Genomic DNA, 18,328 nt, shown 5'->3' with positions numbered 1-18,328 from the left:
GTGTGCGCCCTGAGCGTGTTTGCCCAGGGCGTCCGGCATCAGAGGAACAGGCGCGGCGAATGCCGCTGCGCCGCCGGCACCTGCTCGGCCTCGCGCACGGCGCGCGTCAGCACCTGATCGGCGTCGACCGGGCCGAGCGCCTCGCACAGTGCGACGTAGAACAGGTGCACCAGCTCGCCCAGTTCCGGCGTCGGCAGCACCAGGCGCCAGGCGCCCGGTTCGGCCTGATGCTGCCAGGCGTTGCGCACCAGGTTGCGTGAGCTGGCGCCCAGGCGCGAACCGTCCAGACCGGACACGGAGCTGTCGCGCAGGTCGGCCAGCTCGCCCGGGTGCCGCAGCCGGACCTCGGCCAGCGCGGCGGTGATCAGCGCCTCGAACACCAGCACGGCGGGCGGCGCATCCGGCAGCGCGGGGGCAGGGGCGGGCACCGGTGCGGCGACCGGCGGCGGCATGACCGGCGCGGCGTAGGCAGGGGCCACCATCGGTGCAGTCATGGGTGCGGGTGCCGGCCAGGCCACGGCGGCCGGACGCATCGGCGCGGCCGAGGCCGGGCGCAGGCTCTGCATCACCGGCCACGGGTCCAGCGGCAGCTGGTCGTCGGGCAGGCTGAGCGCGCGGTAGAACTGTTCGTAGAGACGCTTGCAGGTCGGGGCGTCGATCCCGTGGCGCGCGGCCACGCGGTCGACCGCCGAGATGATCTCGCGCGCGCTCTGGCCGTGCAGGCTGTCCTGCAGCATCCACAGCGCGTCCATCAGGGCGTCCTCGCCCAGCACGGGCGTGAAGGTGGCCAGCGCGGCGCGGCGGCGGTGGGCGGCGGGATCAAGCGACATCGCGGGCCTCCGTGCGGGCACCCATGCTCAGCTGGCCGGGCGAGTCCTGGAACTCGGGATAGGCGATCTCGTGGTGCTCGGTGTAGTCCAGGCCACGTTGTTCGTTGAGCGTCGGGGCGCGCGCCACCAGCAGACGGTCGATCAGCTTGAAGGCCGCCCAGGCGGTCGGGAAGGCCCACAGGAAGGCGGTCGCGGCGCCGAGCAGCTGCACCATCACGCGGTGCGGGTTGAACAGGTCGCCCTCGAAGAACAGGCCGGCGGCGATCAGGCCCCAGACCCCGCCGATGCCGTGCACGGCGATCGCGTCGACCGCGTCGTCGACCCGCCACTGGCGGATCTTCTCGGCGCCCCAGGTACACAACATGCCGCCGATGGCGCCGGCCGCCATGGCCGTGGCCGGGTTCATCGTGCCGGCGCCGCCGGTGATCGAGACCAGGCCGCACAGGCTGCCGTTGATCGACGCGCTGAGCAGCACCGGCTTGCGCCCGAGCTTCATGAAGGCCAGGGCACCGAGGCCGCCGGCGCAGGCGCCGAGGTAGGTGTTGATCAGGACCATGCCGAGGTTGGCGCTGTCCAGGCCGCTGACGCTGCCGCCGTTGAAGCCGAACCAGCCCAGCCACAGGATGAAGCCGCCCAGCGCGACCATCGGCAGGTTGTGGCCGGGGATGTCGCGCACCTCGCCCTGCTTGCTGTAGCGGCCCAGGCGCGGACCGACGACCAGCAGGCCGGCCAGCGAACACCAGGCGCCCACCGAGTGGACGGCGCCGTCACCGGCGAAGTCGACGAAGCCGAGCTGCTTGAGCCAGCCGTCCGGGTTCCAGGCCCAGTGGGCATAGACCGGGTAGATGACCAGCGCCATCACGACCGCGAAGGCCAGGTAGGCGCCGTAGCGCATGCGTTCGGCGACGGCGCCCGAGACGATGGTCACGGCGGTGGTGCAGAACATCATCTGGTAGAGCAGGCCGATGGCCGGCAGGCTGTCGAGCTGCAGCAGCATGAAGCCGGTGGTGCCGTAGAGGCCGCCGGCACTCTGGCCGAAGGCCAGGCCGTAGCCCAGCACCCAGAAGCACACGCCGATGAAGCAGGTGCCCAGGTAGATCTTCATGATCACGTTGATCGAGTTCTTGGCGCGCGCGAAGCCGCCCTCGACCAGTGCGAAGCCGGCTTGCATGAAGAACACCAAGGCGGTGCACAGCGCCACCCAGGCAAGGTTGATGAGGTCGTTCATGGTGTCGTGGACGTGGGGTGATCGGAGCCCCGACGGCCGCCGTGGCGGCATGTCGAGGCACTGCGGTCACGGTAGGCAGCGCGGTGCGGGCACGTCAACGAATCGGGGCGCAGCCCTATCCCGCACTTGAAGGGGATGGGCGACGGGAACTGGCGTGACTTGCCACTTCCTGCGCACCGCGCGGCCGATCCGGCACGGCGAGCCATGGCGTCACGGGCTCAAGGGCTGAGCCTGGGCGGCCGGCTGCAAGGCCGCAGGCCACGCGATGGTGCGTGATCCGAAGTGGTGCATCGGCGCCGGTCCGGATGCACTGGAAGCGTGCGTGAGTGGCTCATCGAATGAGCCACCTGCTGCCGGTTCCGCTATTCCATCCAGCGCGGTTCGATGCCCTGGCCGCGCAACCACAGCGCCAGTGCCTGTCCGGTTCCGGCCGGCCAGCACAGCAGGTCGGCCGGGGCGACGAGCTTGTAGTCGACCAGCTCGGGCGACAGCCGGACCTCGCCATGCGCCAGCGCGTGGTAGGTGATCAGCACCTGGTTCATGCGCTGGAAGTCGTGCACGCCCACCAGCGTCAGCGCCTCGACCTGCAGCGAGGTCTCCTCGGCGATCTCGCGGCGGATGCCGTCCTCCGGGCTCTCGCCGGCTTCCATGAACCCGGTGATCAGGCCGTGGAAGGGCCGGCTCCAGGCCGCGTTGCGGGCCAGCAGGATGCGGCCGTCGCGGTCGGTGCACTGGACGATCGCCGCCAGCACCGGCGTCGGGTTGTTCCAGTGCGTGAACTCGCAGGCGCTGCAGCGCAGGCGCCGGGTCGGGCCGCCGTCCTCCAGCTCGGCGCGCCATTCCAGCGCGCTGGCGCACAGCGGGCAGTGGCGCCAGACGGGGGCGGTGGTGCTCAAGGGCGGGGCCGGAGTCTGGCCGGGTCAGGCCGGAAAGACGCCGGTCGACAGGTAGCGGTCGCCGCGGTCGCAGACGATGAAGACGATCGTCGCGTTCTCCAGCCGCTGGGCCAGCTGCAGCGCGACCCAGCAGGCGCCGGCCGCCGAGATGCCGCCGAACAGGCCTTCGTCGCGGGCCAGCCGGCGCGCCATGTCCTCGGCATCGTTCTGGTCGACCAGCACCAGCTCGTCGACGCCGGCCGGGTCGTAGATGCGCGGCAGGTACTCGGTCGGCCACTTGCGGATGCCCGGGATGCGCGAGCCTTCGGACGGCTGCGCGCCGACGATGCGGATCGCCGGGTTGCGTTCCTTCAGGTAGCGCGACACGCCGGTGATGGTGCCGGTGGTGCCCATCGCCGAGACGAAGTGGGTGACGCGGCCGCGCGTGTCGTTCCAGATCTCCGGACCGGTGGTCTCGTAGTGGATGCGCGGGTTGTCGGCGTTGGCGAACTGGTCGAGCACGCGGCCCTTGCCTTCGCGGGCCATCTGGTCGGCCAGGTCACGGGCGTATTCCATGCCGCCGGACTTGGGCGTCAGCACCAGTTCGGCGCCGAACGCCTTCATGGTCTGGGCCCGCTCGATCGAGAGGTCCTCCGGCATGATCAGGACCATCCGGTAGCCCTTGATCGCCGCGGCCATCGCCAGCGCGATGCCGGTGTTGCCCGACGTCGCCTCGATCAGCGTGTCGCCCGGCCGGATGTCGCCGCGCTCCTCGGCGCGCCGGATCATGCTGATCGCGGGGCGGTCCTTGACCGAGCCGGCCGGGTTGTTGCCCTCGAGCTTGCCGAGGATCACGTTGCCGCGGGCATCGCAGGCCGCGCCGGGCACCCGCTGCAGCCGCACCAGGGGCGTGCGGCCGATGACGTCTTCGATGGTCGGGTAGTCGTTGTGCAGGCTCATGGCTTCTCCTGCCGAAATTGTCGCAGCAGGCGTGGCGCCCTGCCGCGTGGCACGTTCGTGGCCGGGTCCCCAGGGGGGTGCATGCCATAATCCGCCGCTCTTTGACGCATCGACCGACGCAGCCGGAGTGGCGAAATCGGTAGACGCAGGGGACTCAAAATCCCCCGCCGCAAGGTGTGCCGGTTCGAGTCCGGCCTCCGGCACCAGCCTGCGGTCGATGTCGTCCGGCGGCCCGCTTCCAGGGCCTTGCCTGCCCCCTCCGCGCCGCCTTGAGCGGCTTCGTTTTTCCAGCACCCCAACGCGATGCCCCAGCTTCCTCCGGTCACCAAGGCGCTGATGCTGTTCTGCACGGCCGTGTTCTGCGTCCAGCTGCTGATGGGGCCCTGGCTGGAGGGCTGGTTCGCGCTGTGGCCGGTGGCCAGCGGCCATTTCATGCCGTGGCAGCTGTTCACCTACGCCTTCCTGCATGGCGAGCCGCTGCACCTGTTCTTCAACATGTTCGGCCTCTACATGTTCGGCGCCGAGATCGAGCTGATGTGGGGCCGGCGCCGCTTCATGCAGTACCTCGCGGCCAGCTCGATCGCCGGTGGCCTGACCCAGCTGGTCTTCACCGCGCTGATCGGCCAGCTCGGCCCGACGCTGGGCGCTTCGGGCGCCCTGTTCGGCCTGCTGCTGGCCTTCGGGATGATGTTCCCGGAGCGGACCATCATGCCGCTGTTCCCACCCATCCCGATGAAGGCGAAGGTCTTCGTCGCCGTCTTCGGCGGCCTCGAACTGCTGTTCGGCTTCGCCAGCCCCTATGGCGGCGTGGCGCACTTCGCGCACCTCGGCGGCATGCTCGGGGGCTGGCTGATGATCCGTTTCTGGCGCGGCCAGCCGCCGTTCCCGCCGCGCCGACGGCGCTGAACGGGGCGAATGCCTCGGCGACGCCGAGGCGCCTTCCGCAGCCCCTTCCAGGGCACTTCCCACCCGATGAAAAGTCCCCAGTTCCACTGGGGGCTCGGGTCCGGTTCATGCTTGGGTTTCCGGGCATCAAGATCCGGAAGGGGTGCACCATGAAGCTGGTTGTCTGCTCCGATCCCGTCCACCGCTGGTGGCGTGCGCAGTGGTCGTGGCGCACGGTCGCGCCCGACGTCTGGCGCTGGGCCTGGCTGGCGGTCGTCGCGTTGTCGCTGGGAGCGGCGATGTGGACACCCGTCGAGGCGGCCACGCCCGGCGGCTCGTCGAACACCGTCCCGGTCATCGGGCCGGCCGATCCACGCCTGATCCCCACGACCGAGGACGAGCGCCGCGCGATGGGCGAGGCGCTGCAGCGCGCCAGCGACGCCTCGATCGGCCTGATGGTCCGTGTCGTCGACGGGTCGGTGTCGGCCGAGACGCTCGGCGCCGTGCGCAAGGGCTCCGGCGTGGTGATCGGCGACGACGGCGTCGTGCTGACGATCGGCTACCTGATCCTCGAGGCCGAGCAGGTCGACCTGGTGCTGGACGACGGTCGCGTCGTGCCCGCCCGCCCGCTGGCCTATGACGTCGCGACCGGCTTCGGCCTGGTGCAGGCGCTGCTGCCCTTGCCGATGCTGCCGGTGCCGCTGGGCGATTCGGCGGCCATCGGCCCGGACGAGACGCTGATGTTCGTCAGCGGTGGCAGCGGCGGGGCGGTCAGCCCGGCCCGGTTGATGGCCCGCGGCCAGTTCGCCGGCTATTGGGAATACCTGATCGACGGCGCCTTGTTCACCGCGCCGGCCCGGCCCGATCACAGCGGCGCCGGGCTCTACAACCGGCACGGCGAACTGGTCGGCATCGGCTCGCTGGTGCTGCGCGATGCGCGTGCCAGCCTGCGTCAGCCTGGTGCGTGGCTGCGCCAGGATGGTGGGTCCGATGCGTCGCCTTCGGGGCGTGTGCCCGGCAACCTGTTCGTGCCGATCAACCTGCTCAAGCCGATCGTCGACGAGCTGCGCCAGCGCGGTCGCTCGCAGGCCAGCCAGCGCGCCTGGCTGGGCCTGAACTGCGACGAGTCCGACGGCCGCCTGACGGTGATGCGCGTCAGCCGCGACAGCCCGGCCGAGCGCGCCGGCGTGCGCGAGGGCGACCGCATCGTGCGCATCGACGGCGCCAGCGTCGAGGACCTGCCCGGCTTCTATCGCCGCATCTGGCAGGGCGGCGATGCCGAGCGCGACGTGCAGGTCGAGGTCAACCGCGACGGCGAGATCGTCCGGCTGGTGCTGCACGCGGTCGACCGGCAGATGACGCTCAAGCGCGCCACCGGGATCTGAGCCCGGCCCGGCGTCAGGCCAGCAGGCCGGTGCGCACGTGCGGGTGACGCAGCGTCACCCGCAATTCGCGCTTGAGGCGCCGGTTGTCCAGCTGGCGCGATTCCGACATGAAGCTCAGCAGCATCGGCGACAGCTGCGTCTGCGCGTCGGCGCGGCTGATGCGTGGCGGGCGCGGCAGGCCGCACAGGTCGGCGGCGAGGTCGAAGTACTCGCCCATCTTCAGCGCCGAGTCGTCGCAGGCGTGGTAAACGCGCTGCGGCGCGCCGCGCCACAAGGCGGCGCGGCAGGCGCGCGCCAGGTCGTCGGCGTGGATGTGGTTGGTGTGGACGTCGTCCTCGTCACGCAGCACCGGCGTGCCGCGCAGCAGGCGCTCGCGCGGGTGGCCGCCCGGGCGGTCGAGCGCGTAGATGCCGGGGATGCGCAGCACCGACGCGCAGACGCCGTGGCGCAGCGCCCAGGCGCGGATCTGGTGTTCCGCCACGACCCGTCGCTGGCCCCGCGCACTGGCCGGCGCGGTGGCGCGGGTCTCGTCGAAGCGGATACCGCCGGCATCGCCGTAGACACCGGTGGTGCTGGCGTAGACCAGCCGCTGCACCGCGCCACTTCGGGCCAGGCTGCGCAGCAGCGCCAGCGTGCGCGGATCGCCGTCACCGTGGCCGGGAGGCGGCGCCAGGTGCAGCACGCGGCCGGCCAGCGCGGCCAGCCGGCGCAGGCTGGCGGGATCGTCGAGGTTGCCGAGCAGCGGGGTGATGCCGAGGGCGCGCAGCTCGTCGCGGCGGCCGGCTTGCGACGTCAGCGCCAGCAGCCGCGGGCCGGCCTCGCCACCGGGGTTCTGCCGCGCGACCCGCAGGCCGACATCACCGCAGCCGACGATCAGCAGGCGGCTGCGGCGCATCCGGCGCGGCAGGGCGCCGAGGGGGGCACGGGCCGGCGAGGCGGCGGGGGACTCGGAACGGTTCATCGGCAGGACGGTGGTGAAGGGTCGGATCAGGCTCGCGGGGCACAATTCCGCCCTTGTCGACGACCTGTCAGCCGAGGATAACGAGATGAACCTGACCGTGACCGTGCAGCCCGCCGGCCGTACTTTCGAGGTGATGCGCGACGAGGCCATCCTGCCCGCCGCGATCCGGCAGGGCATCGGCCTGCCCTATGGCTGCAAGGACGGCGCCTGCGGGTCCTGCAAGAGCCGGCTGCTCGAAGGCCGGGTGATCCACGGCGCCCACCAGCTCAAGGCGCTCAGCGTGGCCGAGGAAGAGGCCGGCCTGATCCTGACCTGCTGCGCCACGCCGCAGACCGACTGCACGATCGAGCAGCGCCAGGTCACGGCGGTGGGGCAGTTCCCGATCCTGAAGATGCCTTCGCGCGTGTCGACGCTGCAGAAGGTGGCGCCCGACGTGATGGTCGTGACGCTGCAACTGCCGGCCAACCAGGTGTTCCGCTACCACGCCGGCCAGTACGTCGAGTTCATCCTGCGCGACGGCTCGCGGCGCAGCTACTCGATGGCCAATGCGCCGGACGACCTGCCGACGTCGATCGAGCTGCACATCCGCCACATGCCGGGCGGCAAGTTCACCGACCACGTCTTCGGCGCGATGAAGGAGAAGGAGATCCTGCGGCTCGAAGGGCCGTACGGCAGCTTCTACCTGCGCGAGGACAGCGAGCGGCCGATCGTGCTGCTGGCTTCGGGCACCGGCTTCGCGCCGATCAAGGCGCTGATCGAGCACATGCGCGCCAAGGGCATCACCGGTCGCCCGGCGACGCTGTACTGGGGCGCGCGGCGCGCGGCCGATCTCTACCTGCACGACTGGGCCGTCCAGGCCGCCGCCGAACTGCCGTGGCTGAGCTACGTGCCGGTGCTGTCGGAGGCGGGCGAGGGCGAGGGCTGGAACGGCCGGACCGGTTTCGTGCACCGTGCGGTGCTGGCCGACCTGCCGGACCTGTCAGGTCACGAGGTCTATGCCTGCGGGGTGCCGATCATGGTCGAGTCGGCCAAGCGCGATTTCGTGTCGCAGGCCGGTCTGCCCGAGGAATCCTTCTACGCCGATGCCTTCACCAGCGAGGCCGACAAGCACGTTGCCTGACGGGAGCGGGGCCCCAATGACAAAGGGCCCGCTGTTGCGGGCCCCTTGAGGCGTCCACCCGGAGAAGCTTCAGGCCGCGGGGGCCAGGGCCTTGACCTTGGCGGACAGGCGGCTCTTCAGACGGGCGGCCTTGTTCTTGTGGAAGATGCCCTTGTCGGCGATCGAGTCGATCACGCCCTGGGCAGCCTTGAAGGTATCGCCGGCCTTGGCCTTGTCACCGGTGGCGACAGCCTTCAGCACGCTCTTGACGGCGGTGCGGAAGCGCGAGCGCAGGGCGGTGTTGGCGGCGTTGAGCTTGACGTCCTGACGGGCGCGCTTGCGGCCCGACGCGATGCGGACCGTCTTTTTCTTGGCTTTGGAAGCGGTGGCCATGGTGTTTGGAGTCCGGGTGGAAAGCCTCAAAGTATAGCACTGGCATCCGGGGTCGTCCATGCCCGCTCTGCCGAAGGCGGCTTCGGGCGGTCGGGCGACCCCGATAATCCGCCGCTCCGTCCCTGGGTCTGCCCTCTCATGAGCCTGTTGCGCTCCGCTTCCGTCGTCTCGGCCTTCACGCTGCTGTCGCGCATCACCGGTCTGGTCCGCGAGCAGCTGATCGCCACCGCGTTCGGTGCCAGCAGCTCGACCGACGCCTACCAGGTCGCCTTCCGGATCCCGAACCTGCTGCGGCGGCTGTTCGCCGAGGGCGCGTTCTCGCAGGCCTTCGTGCCGATCCTGGCCGCCAGCCGGACCCAGAACGGCGATGAGGCGACCCACGCGCTGGTCGACGCGGTGGCGACCGTGCTGGCCTGGGTGCTGGTGCTGGTCTGCCTGCTGGGCGTGGTCGGTGCGCCGGTGCTGGTCTGGCTGATGGCGTCGGGTCTGCCCGATGGCGCACAGGCCGAGGCCGTCACGATGACGCGCTGGATGTTCCCGTACATCGGCTGCATGTCGATGGTGGCGCTGTCGGCCGGCATCCTCAACACCTGGAAGCGCTTCGCGGTGCCGGCGGCCACGCCGGTGCTGCTCAACCTCAGCGTGATCGCCGCCGCGTGGTGGCTGGCGCCGGTGTTCGAACGTGCCGGCCGCCCGCCGGTCGAGGCGCTGGCGGTGGGCGTGATGATCGGCGGCGTGCTGCAGCTGGCGATCCAGGTGCCGGCGCTGCACCGGGTCGGCCTGCTGCCGCGCATCGGTGCCAGACTGGGCCAGGTGCGGGCCGCTTGGCATCACGACGGCGTGCACCGCATCCTCCGGCAGATGGCGCCGGCGCTGCTGGGCGTGTCGGTCGCGCAGCTGTCGCTGCTGGTCAACACGCAGATTGCCTCGCATCTTCCGGCCGGCTCGGTGTCGTGGCTGACCTATGCCGATCGCCTGATGGAGTTCCCGACCGCGTTGCTGGGTGTCGCGCTGGGCGTGGTGCTGCTGCCGCAGCTGTCGTCGGCCCAGGCAGGGGGCGACACCGAACGCTATTCCGCGCTGCTCGACTGGGGCCTGCGCCTGGTGCTGATGCTGGCGCTGCCGTGCGCGCTGGCGCTGCTGGTGTTCGCCGAGCCGCTGGTCACCGTGCTGTATCACTACGGCCGGTTCCAGGCGGTCGACGTGCACCAGACCGTCTCCGCGCTGATGGGCTACGGCGCCGGCCTGCTGGGCCTGATCGCCATCAAGGTGCTGGCGCCGGGTTACTACGCGCGGCAGGACATCCGCACGCCGGTGCGCATCGCCATCACCGTGCTGGTGCTGACGCAGCTGTTCAACCTGGCGCTGGTGCCGCTGCTGGGCCACGCCGGGCTGGCGCTGTCGATCGGGCTGGCGGCGATGGTCAACGCGACCTGGCTGCTGACCGGCCTGCGCCGTCGCGGCAGCTACCGGCCGCTGGCGGGCTGGCGGCGCTTCGGCCTGCAGGTGCTGGCCGGCTGCACGGCGATGACGGCGCTGCTGCTCGCCGCCGTGCGGCACTGGGACTGGATCGCGCTGGGCGCGACGCCGGGTCTGCGCGTGGCCGTGCTGGCCGGCGTGCTGACGGCGGCGGCGCTGGCCTACTTCGGCACGCTGCGCCTGGTCGGCGTCGACCTGCGCCAGTTCGCGCGGCGGGCCTGAGCCGGTTCTCCAAAGACCGAAACGAGCGGGCCGGCCTCGATACACTCGTTCCATGCTCTGGACCGCGCCCACACCGCTCGACTACTTCGCCTCGCTCGTGGCGGACGACGACCAGTTCGCGCTGACCGAGGCTGCCGTCTCGCTGGCCCAGGACGCGGATCCGGCGCTTGACACCCAGGCCGTGCTGGCGACGCTCGACGCGCATGCCCAGGCCGCCCGCCAGCACCTGTCGGCCGACGCCGAACCGCTGGAGCGGGTCCGGGCGCTGCACCAGTACCTCTACGTCGAGATGGGGCTGGCCGGCAACGTCAACGACTTCTACAGCCCCGCCAACAGCTACCTGCACGAGGTGCTGCGCACGCGCCGCGGCATCCCGATCTCGCTGGCGGTGATCTACCTGGAACTCGCCGGACAGATCGGGCTGGACGCGCGCGGCGTGTCCTTCCCCGGCCACTTCCTGGTCCGCCTGCGACTGCCGCTGGGCGACGCGCTGATCGACCCGCTGAACGGCCGGTCGCTGTCGCGTCAGGAGCTGGAATCGCTGGTCGAGCCCTATGCGCAGCGCAGCCGCGAGCATCGCGACTGGGGCCTCGAAGGCGGCGGCATGCCGGCCGACTGGCTGTCGCCCTTCATCGAACCGACCGAGCCGCGCGAGATCGTCTCGCGCATGTTGCGCAACCTCGAGGCGCTGTTCCGCAGCCAGGAGGACTGGTCGCGCCTGCTGCAGGTCCAGCAGCGTCTCGTGACGCTGCTGCCCGACGACTGGAGCTGGCGCCGCGAACGTGGCCAGACGCTGGCGCGCCTGGGCCAGAACGCCGCCGCGATCGAGGACCTGAGCTGCTACCTGCGCCACCAGCGTGGCGGACGTGACCGCGCGCACGTGCAGGCGCAGCTCGAGGCGCTGCGCGAGTCCGGGCCGCCGCGCTGGCACTGAGCCGGTCATCGGTCGGGGGCGCTGGCCGGCTTTTCCTAGAATCGCGGGCTTTTGCCGCACCGCGGCAAGCGTGATCGCACCGACATGAACCTTCACCCCGCACAACGCATGGCGCTGGCCTGGCTGGGCCTGGCGCTGGGCTGCCTGGGCCTGGTGTGGCTGCTGTCGCCGGTGCTGATGCCGTTCGTCACGGCGGCCGTGCTGGCCTATGTGCTGGCGCCTGCGGTCGACCGGCTGGCAAGGCGGCGCTGGCCGCGCCTGCTGGCGGTCATCGCCGTCGAACTGGTCGCCCTGGCGCTGGTGCTGGGCGTGCTGCTGCTGGTGGTGCCGATCCTGTCGCGCGAACTGCCGCTGCTGCGCGAGCAGATCCCGCTGCTGGCCGCGCGCATCAACGAGAGCGTCGTGCCGATGCTGCGCGGCTGGGGCATCCAGGTCAGCCTGGACACGGCCAGCGTCAAGGCCTTCGTGCTCAAGTACCTCAACGCCAACGTCGACGACAGCCTGGCCGCGCTGGTCAGCTCGGCGCGCATCGGCGGCAGCTTCGTGCTGGCGGTGGTCGGCAACCTCGTGCTGCTGCCGGTCGTGCTGTTCTACCTGCTGCTGGACTGGCCGCGCCTGATCGCCTGGCTGCATGAGCTGGTGCCGCCGCGCCAGTCGGCCCGGGTGCGGGGTTTCCTCGACGAGTGCGACGAGGTGCTCGGCCAGTACCTGCGCGGCCAGATCATGGTGATGGGCGTGCTGGCCGCCTACTACACGGTGGCGCTGGCGCTGGCCGGCTTCGACCTGGCCCTGCCGATCGGCGTCTTCACCGGCCTGGGCATCTTCGTGCCCTACCTCGGCTTCGGACTCGGCGCGCTGCTGGCCATGCTGGCCGCGCTGCTGCAGTTCGCCAACCTGTACGGGCTGCTGGCGGTGCTGCTGATCTACGGCGTCGGCCAGTTGCTGGAGAGCTTCCTGCTGACGCCGCGCCTGGTCGGCGAGCGCATCGGCCTGCACCCGATCGCGGTGATCTTCGCACTGCTGGCCTTCGGCCATCTGTTCGGCTTCGTCGGCGTGCTGATCGCGCTGCCGGCGGGGGCGCTGACGCTGGTCGCGCTGCGACGCGTGCGCAGCGCCTACCTGGCCAGCCCGCTGTACCTGCGCTGAGCGCGACTGCCGACATGGTCGACCGACAACCTTCCTCCAACCCGAACCCGATGCGCCAGGTGCCGCTGGCCCTGGTGCCCGAACCCGCCTGGCGGCTCGACACCTTCGTGCCCGGCGCCAACACCCAGTGGCCGCAGGTGCAGGCCGCGCTGCTGACGCCGCAACCGGCCACGCCGCTGTACCTGTGGGGGCCCGCCGGCTGTGGCAAGAGCCACCTGCTGCGCGCGGCCGCCACGCTGGCCCAGGAACGTGGCCTGATGGTCGCGGCGCACGATCTGCAGTCGCCGCTGCCGTGGGAGTTCGACGAGCAGTGCGGCCTGCTGCTGCTCGACGACTGCGACCGCTACGACGCCGAACGTCAGCGCGCCGCCTTCGCGTTGTTCGTGCAGGCCAGCACCTACGGCGTGCCCGTGCTGGCCGCCGGCCGCCTGCCGCCGATCGACCTGACGCTGCGCGAGGACCTGCGCACGCGGCTGGGCTGGGGTCTCGTCTACGAACTCGTGCCGCCCAGCGAGGAACAGGTCCGCGCGCTGCTGCGCCGCGAGGGCGACCGCCGCGGCGTGCTGCTCAACGACGACGTGATCGACTACCTGCTCAAGCGCTGCGCCCGCGACCTGAGCCACCTGATGCACCTGCTCGACCGGATCGACCGCCATGCGCTGTCGACCCAGCGCGCGGTCACGCTGCCGCTGCTGCGCGAGGTGCTCAACGAACCGGAGACCGCTTGAATCCCGCCCCGACCCCGGCCGAACCGCGCCACCTCTGCCTGTTCGACCTCGACGGCACGCTGCTGCCGATCGATTCGGACCACGCCTTCGGCGAGTTCATGGTCGCCATCGGCTGGGCCGACGGCGACGAGTTCCGGCGCCGCAACGACGCTTTCTTCGCCCAGTACCAGGCCGGCACGCTCGACCTGCCGGCCTACATCGACTTCGCGACCTCGGCCTGGCGTCACCGCCCGCTGGCCGAGGCCGAGGCGGCCCATGCGCGCTACATGGCCGAGGTCATCACGCCGCAGATCCGGCCGGCCGCGCGCGAACTGGTCGCCTTTCACCAGCAGCGCGGCGATCTGGTGGCCATCGTCACCGCGACCAACGCCTTCGTGACCACGCCGATCGCCCGCGCCTTCAGCGTCGAGCACCTGCTGGCGGTCGACCTGGAGCGCACCGGCTCCGGCGATTGGCTCGGCCGCATCCGTGGTACACCCACCTTCCGCGAGGGCAAGGTCGTGCGCGTGCACGACTGGCTCGCCGCGCAGGGCCTGACGCTCGGGGATTTCGCCAGCGTCAGCGTCTACAGCGATTCACCCAACGACCTCGCGCTGCTCGAGATCGCCACCGATGCGGTGGCCACCAACCCGAGTCCCGCGCTCGAAGCCATCGCCGTCGAACGCGGCTGGCGCATCCTGCGGCTCTTTTCATGATCAAGAACCTCATCCAGAAGCTGCTCGGCAAGAGCGAACGCGAGCAGCGCCCGGCGCCGGCGCGTGTCCCGGCGGGTCAGCGTGTCGAGGTCGGCCGCGCCGAACACGGCATCGACCCCGGCCTGATCGACCCGCGCGCCATCAAGGTCGTGACGACGCTGCAGGACGCCGGCTACGAGGCCTACATCGTCGGCGGCGCGGTGCGCGACCTGCTGCTGGGCCACCGCCCGAAAGACTTCGACGTCGCCACCAACGCGACGCCCGAACAGGTCAAGTCGCAGTTCAAGCGCGCCTTCATCATCGGCCGGCGCTTCCGCATCGTTCACGTCGTGCATGGCCGTGGCCGCGAGCACGAGGTCATCGAGGTGTCGACCTTCCGCGCGCTGGTCGACGCCAGCGCTTCCGAGGCGGTCGAGGGCAACGAGAAGACCTCGCGCGCCGAGCTGCAGGGCCGCAGCCATGCGGTCGACGCCAGCGGGCGGGTGCTGCGCGACAACGTCTGGGGTTCGCAGACCGAGGACGCCGCGCGGCGCGACTTCACCGTCAACGCGCTGTATTACGACCCGCGCCGCGAGATCGTCGTCGACTACCACGACGGCATCGCCGATGCCCGCCGCCGCGTGCTGCGCATGATCGGCGACCCGGAGACGCGCTACCGCGAAGACCCGGTGCGAATCGTCCGGGTGGTGCGCTTCGCCGCCAAGCTGGGCTTCGAGATCGAGCCCGCGACCCGCACGCCGATCCTGCGCATGGCCGACCTGCTGGCCAACGTGCCGGCCTCGCGGCTGTTCGACGAGATGATCAAGCTGCTGCAGACCGGCCACTCGCTGGCCAGCCTGGAAGAGCTGCGCAAGCAGGGCCTGCACCGCGGCGTGTTCCCGATCCTCGACGCCGTGCTGGACGACGCGCACCGCCACGACGGCCACGAGAAGTTCATCCACATGGCGCTGGCCGATACCGACCGCCGCGTCGGCGAGGGCAAGCCGGTGGCGCCCAGCTTCATGCTGGCCTGCATGCTGTGGCACGAGGTGGTCAAGCGCGCCGACGCGCTGCGCCACCGGGGCGAAGGCCCGCTGCCGGCGCTGCAGCAGGCCATCGACGCGGTCTTCGACGCCCGCATCGGCGACATCTCCGGGCGCGGCAAGCTGGCCGCCGACATGCGCGAGATCTGGCTGATGCAGCCGCGTTTCGAGCGCCGCACGCCGTCGACCGCCGCCGGACTGGTGGCCCAGCCGCGCTTCCGCGCCGGCTTCGACTTCCTGCGCCTGCGCGCCGATGCCGGCGAGGTCGATGACTCGCTCGCCGGCTGGTGGGAGGACTACTCGCTGGCCGACGACGAGCAGCGCACCGAACTGCTCGACCTGGCGCGCCAGGAAGACCAGGCGCGCCGCAGCGGCGCGGCGGCGGGCGGCGCGGCCAGCCCGGCCGCAGCCGGTGCGCCGGCCCGCAAACGCCGGCGTCGTCGCAAGCCCAACGGCGCCGGTTCGGCCGGCCCGGATGGCGCGCCTGCTGCAGGCGAGCAGGGCGCCGACGCCTGATCCCGCCCGGGAGGCCCGCGTGACCCGGACCGTGCGCTGCCATGTCGCGCTGGGTGCCAACCTGGGCGACGTCCACGCGACGCTCGACGCGGCCTACGCGGCCTTGCGCGAACTGCCCGGCTGCCGCTGGGTCGGCGCTTCGGCTCGCTACCGGACGGCGCCGATCGACTCGTCCGGTCCCGAATACCTGAACGCCGTCGTCGCGCTTGATGTCGTCGACGAGGACCCGCGCGCGCCCTGGCAACTGCTGGCCGCGCTGCAGGCCATCGAACGGCGCCACGGCCGCGAGCGGCCCTACCGCAACGCGCCGCGCACCCTTGACCTCGACCTGCTGCTGTGGGGCGAGCGGGTCATCGACGATCCGGTCCTGACCGTGCCGCATCCGCGTCTGCACCAGCGGGCCTTCGTGCTGCGACCGTTGCTGGACCTGGCGCCCGATCTGGTCCTGCCGGGCCTCGGGCTGGCGCGCGACCACCTCGGCGCCGTCGCCGACCAGGCCATCGAGCGGCTCGGCTGACGGCGCCTGCGACACGCAGCCGCTGTCGGAACTTCAACGTGGCGTCACCGTACCGTCACGGTCCCGTCACACCGACGTCACGCGCTTCTGTGCTTCGCTTGTTCCGGTCACCGAAGCAGGTCCGGATACACTCGCGCCCGCCACAAAAATGACTTTTCCGTGACCGTTTGACCGACTCGCCGTCGGTGCCGGACGGCACGCCTGGACCCACGGAGCCCCCATGCTGTTCGGCAAACTGCTGCCCCGAGAGGGCAACTTCTTCGAGATGTTCAACGAGCATGGCCGGGCGATCGTCTCGGGCGCGCGTTCCTTCCAGGCCATGCTGCAGGACTACGGTGACCCGATCCTGCGCGAGAAGTTCGCGGCCGAGGTCGACGGTGCCGAACACGCCGCCGACAAGATCACGGCCGAGGTCAACCGCCTGCTGCACAAGACCTTCATCACGCCGATCGACCGCGAGCAGATCCACTCGCTGATCAACGCGATGGACGACATCCTCGACCTGCTGCAGGACACCACCGAGACGCTGTCGCTGTACGACGTGCGCCGCATCACCGAGGAGGTGATCCGGCTGGGCGACATCTCCGCCAAGTGCTGCGAACGTGTCGCCCATGCGGTGAGCCTGCTGCCGCAGCTGTCCAAGAACGGCGTGGCCGAGGCCACCATCAAGACCTGCGAGGAGATCGACCGCCTCGAGTCGGATGCCGACCGGGTCATGCGCGCGGCCATGTCCAAGCTGTTCCGCGAGGAGCAGGACATCCGCGAGCTGATCAAGCTCAAGGCGATCTACGAGCAGCTCGAATCGATCTCCGACAAGTGCGAGGACGTCGCCAACCTGATCGAGGGCATCGTCCTCGAGAACTCCTGAGCGGCGGGCTGTCATGGAAGCAGTCCAGACCGGGTTCTGGGTCGTGGCGGTGCTGGTCCTGCTGGCCATCGCCTTCGACTTCATGAACGGCTTCCACGACGCCGCGAACTCGATCGCGACCGTCGTGTCCACGGGGGTGCTCAAGCCCCAGCAGGCGGTGCTGTTCGCGGCGTTCTTCAACGTCGTCGCGATCATGATCTTCCAGCTCAAGGTGGCCGCCACGATCGGCAAGGGCATCGTCGAGCCGGGCATCGTCGACCAGCACGTCGTCTTCGGCGCCCTGATCGGCGCGATCGTCTGGAACATCGTGACCTGGTGGTACGGCATCCCGTCGAGCTCGTCGCACGCGCTGATCGGCGGCATCGTCGGGGCGGTCGTCGCCAAGGCGGGCGCGGCGGCGCTGATCGGCGCCGGCATCTGGAAGACGGTGCTGTTCATCTTTCTCTCGCCGACGCTCGGCTTCCTGCTCGGCTCGCTGCTGATGGTGGCGGTGTCGTGGCTGTTCCGGCGCATGCCGCCCAAGCGCATCGACAAGTGGTTCCGTCGCCTGCAGCTGGTGTCGGCCGGCCTGTACAGCCTGGGCCACGGCGGCAATGACGCGCAGAAGACGATCGGCATCATCTGGATGCTGCTGCTGGCGACCGGCTATGCCTCGGCGGCCGACAAGATGCCGCCGTCCTGGGTGATCTGGTCGTGTTACCTGGCGATCGGCGCGGGCACGATGTTCGGCGGCTGGCGCATCGTCAAGACCATGGGCCAGAAGATCACCAAGCTCAAGCCGGTCGGCGGCTTCTGCGCCGAGACCGGCGGGGCGATGACGCTGTTCATCGCCACCGCGATGGGCGTGCCGGTGTCGACCACCCACACGATCACCGGCGCGATCGTCGGCGTCGGCTCGACCCAGCGGGCCTCGGCGGTGCGCTGGGGCGTGGCCGGCAACATCGTCTGGGCCTGGATCTTCACGATCCCGGCCTCGGCGGCGGTGGCCTCGGGCGCCTACCTGGTCAGCTTCCGGTTCTTCTGAAGCGTCATTTGCGGGCCGGATCGGCCATCTCGGCGGCGCGGGTCGCGTCGAGGTCGATCTCGAAGTAGCGCTGCAGGCTGAAGCTGATGACCGACAGCAGCGCGGTCGCGCCGATCAGCAGCGCCGCGACGACACCCAGCACCGTTGCCCACCCGGTCGGCGGCGAGGCGGGCGCATCCGTGTTGTGCACCGCATTCCAGGCCTCGTCGGCGCGCAGGCCGTGGAAGATGGCGGCGCCCATCGCCGCCACCACCGACAGGCCGGCCAGCGGCATCAGCGCCCAGGCCAGGCGGTCGTCCTGCCCCAGGTCCAGCACCCGTTGCGCCCCCATCGCGCCGAGGAAGGTCAGCAGCGCGTGAACCCAGCCCCACGGGTCGCGCAGGCCGTGCAGGTAGAAGCGGTGCAGGCCGATTGGCCCGCCGATCACGGCGATCCAGGTGGCGAGGGTCTTGGACTTGGTCGGGGTCATGAGCAACTTGGGTGAGCGATCGGTGGATGGGTTCTGCAGGCAGTTTATAATCTCGGGTTTTCCGGTGACGGCTGATCGGATCGTGTCGTGCA

General features: G+C 70.7%; 19 protein-coding genes and 1 tRNA gene. 13 read left to right on the top strand and 7 right to left on the bottom strand.

Features of this window, described 5'->3' with window-relative positions; translation table 11 throughout:
- Window positions 1-38: 38 nt before the first annotated feature.
- The 4 genes from ACWA7K_RS14275 to cysM all read right to left on the bottom strand — a co-directional run bounded on the left by ACWA7K_RS14275 (window position 39) and on the right by cysM (window position 3,893).
- Window positions 39-830 carry a hypothetical protein gene (locus ACWA7K_RS14275; RefSeq protein ID WP_456162051.1) on the bottom strand — a complete coding sequence of 264 codons (792 nt, stop codon included), beginning with the start codon at window positions 828-830 and terminating at the stop codon, window positions 39-41.
- The gene (locus tag ACWA7K_RS14270; protein ID WP_456162050.1) at window positions 820-2,058 is read right to left on the bottom strand and encodes an ammonium transporter; all 1,239 of its coding nucleotides are present in this window, start codon (window positions 2,056-2,058) and stop codon (window positions 820-822) included. The genes ACWA7K_RS14275 and ACWA7K_RS14270 overlap by 11 nt, the downstream gene beginning before the upstream one ends.
- Window positions 2,059-2,420: 362 nt before the next feature.
- On the bottom strand, window positions 2,421-2,954 hold the full coding sequence (locus ACWA7K_RS14265) for an NUDIX domain-containing protein (protein WP_456162049.1): 534 nt from the start codon (window positions 2,952-2,954) through the stop codon (window positions 2,421-2,423).
- 24 nt (window positions 2,955-2,978) lie between these two features.
- Window positions 2,979-3,893 (bottom strand): cysteine synthase CysM, encoded by a 915-nt coding sequence (cysM, locus tag ACWA7K_RS14260; protein ID WP_456162048.1) that lies wholly within the window; start codon window positions 3,891-3,893, stop codon window positions 2,979-2,981.
- A 121-nt stretch (window positions 3,894-4,014) separates the two neighbouring features.
- On the opposite strand from cysM, the gene ACWA7K_RS14255 reads away from it, so the two are divergent.
- The 3 genes from ACWA7K_RS14255 to ACWA7K_RS14245 all read left to right on the top strand — a co-directional run bounded on the left by ACWA7K_RS14255 (window position 4,015) and on the right by ACWA7K_RS14245 (window position 6,163).
- Window positions 4,015-4,099: transfer RNA gene (locus ACWA7K_RS14255), tRNA-Leu, on the top strand.
- A gap of 97 nt (window positions 4,100-4,196) precedes the next feature.
- A complete protein-coding gene (locus tag ACWA7K_RS14250) occupies window positions 4,197-4,799 on the top strand; it encodes a rhomboid family intramembrane serine protease (protein ID WP_456162047.1) in 603 nt (200 codons plus the stop codon).
- A gap of 149 nt (window positions 4,800-4,948) precedes the next feature.
- Entirely contained in the window at window positions 4,949-6,163 is a 1,215-nt protein-coding gene (locus tag ACWA7K_RS14245; protein ID WP_456162046.1) for a S1C family serine protease, read from the top strand.
- Between the two features lie 13 nt (window positions 6,164-6,176).
- Here ACWA7K_RS14245 and ACWA7K_RS14240 read toward each other — a convergent pair whose 3' ends face one another.
- Window positions 6,177-7,124 (bottom strand): SDR family oxidoreductase, encoded by a 948-nt coding sequence (locus tag ACWA7K_RS14240; protein WP_456162045.1) that lies wholly within the window; start codon window positions 7,122-7,124, stop codon window positions 6,177-6,179.
- Between the two features lie 85 nt (window positions 7,125-7,209).
- Between ACWA7K_RS14240 and ACWA7K_RS14235 the strand changes: the two genes are divergently transcribed.
- Entirely contained in the window at window positions 7,210-8,244 is a 1,035-nt protein-coding gene (locus tag ACWA7K_RS14235) for a CDP-6-deoxy-delta-3,4-glucoseen reductase (protein ID WP_456162044.1), read from the top strand.
- Between the two features lie 69 nt (window positions 8,245-8,313).
- Here the strand turns inward: ACWA7K_RS14235 and rpsT are convergent, their stop codons facing one another.
- Window positions 8,314-8,616: a 30S ribosomal protein S20 gene (gene rpsT, locus ACWA7K_RS14230; RefSeq protein WP_456162043.1), complete on the bottom strand. Its 303-nt coding sequence runs from the start codon at window positions 8,614-8,616 to the stop codon at window positions 8,314-8,316.
- A 138-nt stretch (window positions 8,617-8,754) separates the two neighbouring features.
- Here rpsT and murJ point away from each other — a divergent pair, with 138 nt between their 5' ends.
- The 9 genes from murJ to ACWA7K_RS14185 all read left to right on the top strand — a co-directional run bounded on the left by murJ (window position 8,755) and on the right by ACWA7K_RS14185 (window position 17,767).
- A complete protein-coding gene (gene murJ, locus ACWA7K_RS14225) occupies window positions 8,755-10,317 on the top strand; it encodes a murein biosynthesis integral membrane protein MurJ (protein WP_456162042.1) in 1,563 nt (520 codons plus the stop codon).
- Between the two features lie 52 nt (window positions 10,318-10,369).
- Window positions 10,370-11,251, top strand: coding sequence for a SirB1 family protein (locus ACWA7K_RS14220; protein ID WP_456162041.1), 882 nt, complete (start codon window positions 10,370-10,372; stop codon window positions 11,249-11,251).
- A gap of 84 nt (window positions 11,252-11,335) precedes the next feature.
- Window positions 11,336-12,397 carry an AI-2E family transporter gene (locus ACWA7K_RS14215; RefSeq protein WP_456162040.1) on the top strand — a complete coding sequence of 354 codons (1,062 nt, stop codon included), beginning with the start codon at window positions 11,336-11,338 and terminating at the stop codon, window positions 12,395-12,397.
- Window positions 12,398-12,411: 14 nt separating this feature from the next.
- Entirely contained in the window at window positions 12,412-13,125 is a 714-nt protein-coding gene (locus ACWA7K_RS14210; protein ID WP_456162039.1) for an HdaA/DnaA family protein, read from the top strand.
- A complete protein-coding gene (locus tag ACWA7K_RS14205; RefSeq protein ID WP_456162038.1) occupies window positions 13,122-13,820 on the top strand; it encodes an HAD family hydrolase in 699 nt (232 codons plus the stop codon). The genes ACWA7K_RS14210 and ACWA7K_RS14205 overlap by 4 nt, the downstream gene beginning before the upstream one ends.
- Complete coding sequence (pcnB, locus tag ACWA7K_RS14200) at window positions 13,817-15,358, top strand: polynucleotide adenylyltransferase PcnB (protein WP_456162037.1); 1,542 nt, start codon at window positions 13,817-13,819, stop codon at window positions 15,356-15,358. Before ACWA7K_RS14205 ends, pcnB begins: the two co-directional genes overlap by 4 nt.
- Window positions 15,359-15,377: 19 nt before the next feature.
- Entirely contained in the window at window positions 15,378-15,875 is a 498-nt protein-coding gene (folK, locus tag ACWA7K_RS14195; RefSeq protein WP_456162036.1) for a 2-amino-4-hydroxy-6-hydroxymethyldihydropteridine diphosphokinase, read from the top strand.
- A gap of 220 nt (window positions 15,876-16,095) precedes the next feature.
- Window positions 16,096-16,743, top strand: a complete 648-nt coding sequence (locus tag ACWA7K_RS14190; RefSeq protein ID WP_456162035.1) for a DUF47 domain-containing protein — start codon at window positions 16,096-16,098, stop codon at window positions 16,741-16,743.
- A 13-nt stretch (window positions 16,744-16,756) separates the two neighbouring features.
- Window positions 16,757-17,767, top strand: coding sequence for an anion permease (locus ACWA7K_RS14185; protein WP_456162034.1), 1,011 nt, complete (start codon window positions 16,757-16,759; stop codon window positions 17,765-17,767).
- Between the two features lie 4 nt (window positions 17,768-17,771).
- Here the strand turns inward: ACWA7K_RS14185 and ACWA7K_RS14180 are convergent, their stop codons facing one another.
- Window positions 17,772-18,236 carry a hypothetical protein gene (locus ACWA7K_RS14180; RefSeq protein ID WP_456162033.1) on the bottom strand — a complete coding sequence of 155 codons (465 nt, stop codon included), beginning with the start codon at window positions 18,234-18,236 and terminating at the stop codon, window positions 17,772-17,774.
- Between the last annotated feature and the right edge of the window lie 92 nt (window positions 18,237-18,328).

The organism is Leptothrix mechoopdaensis (SeqCode), assembly GCF_053893855.1.
The sequence above is the reverse complement of the archived record's forward strand: the minus strand, read 5'-3'. Positions and strand labels throughout refer to the sequence as shown.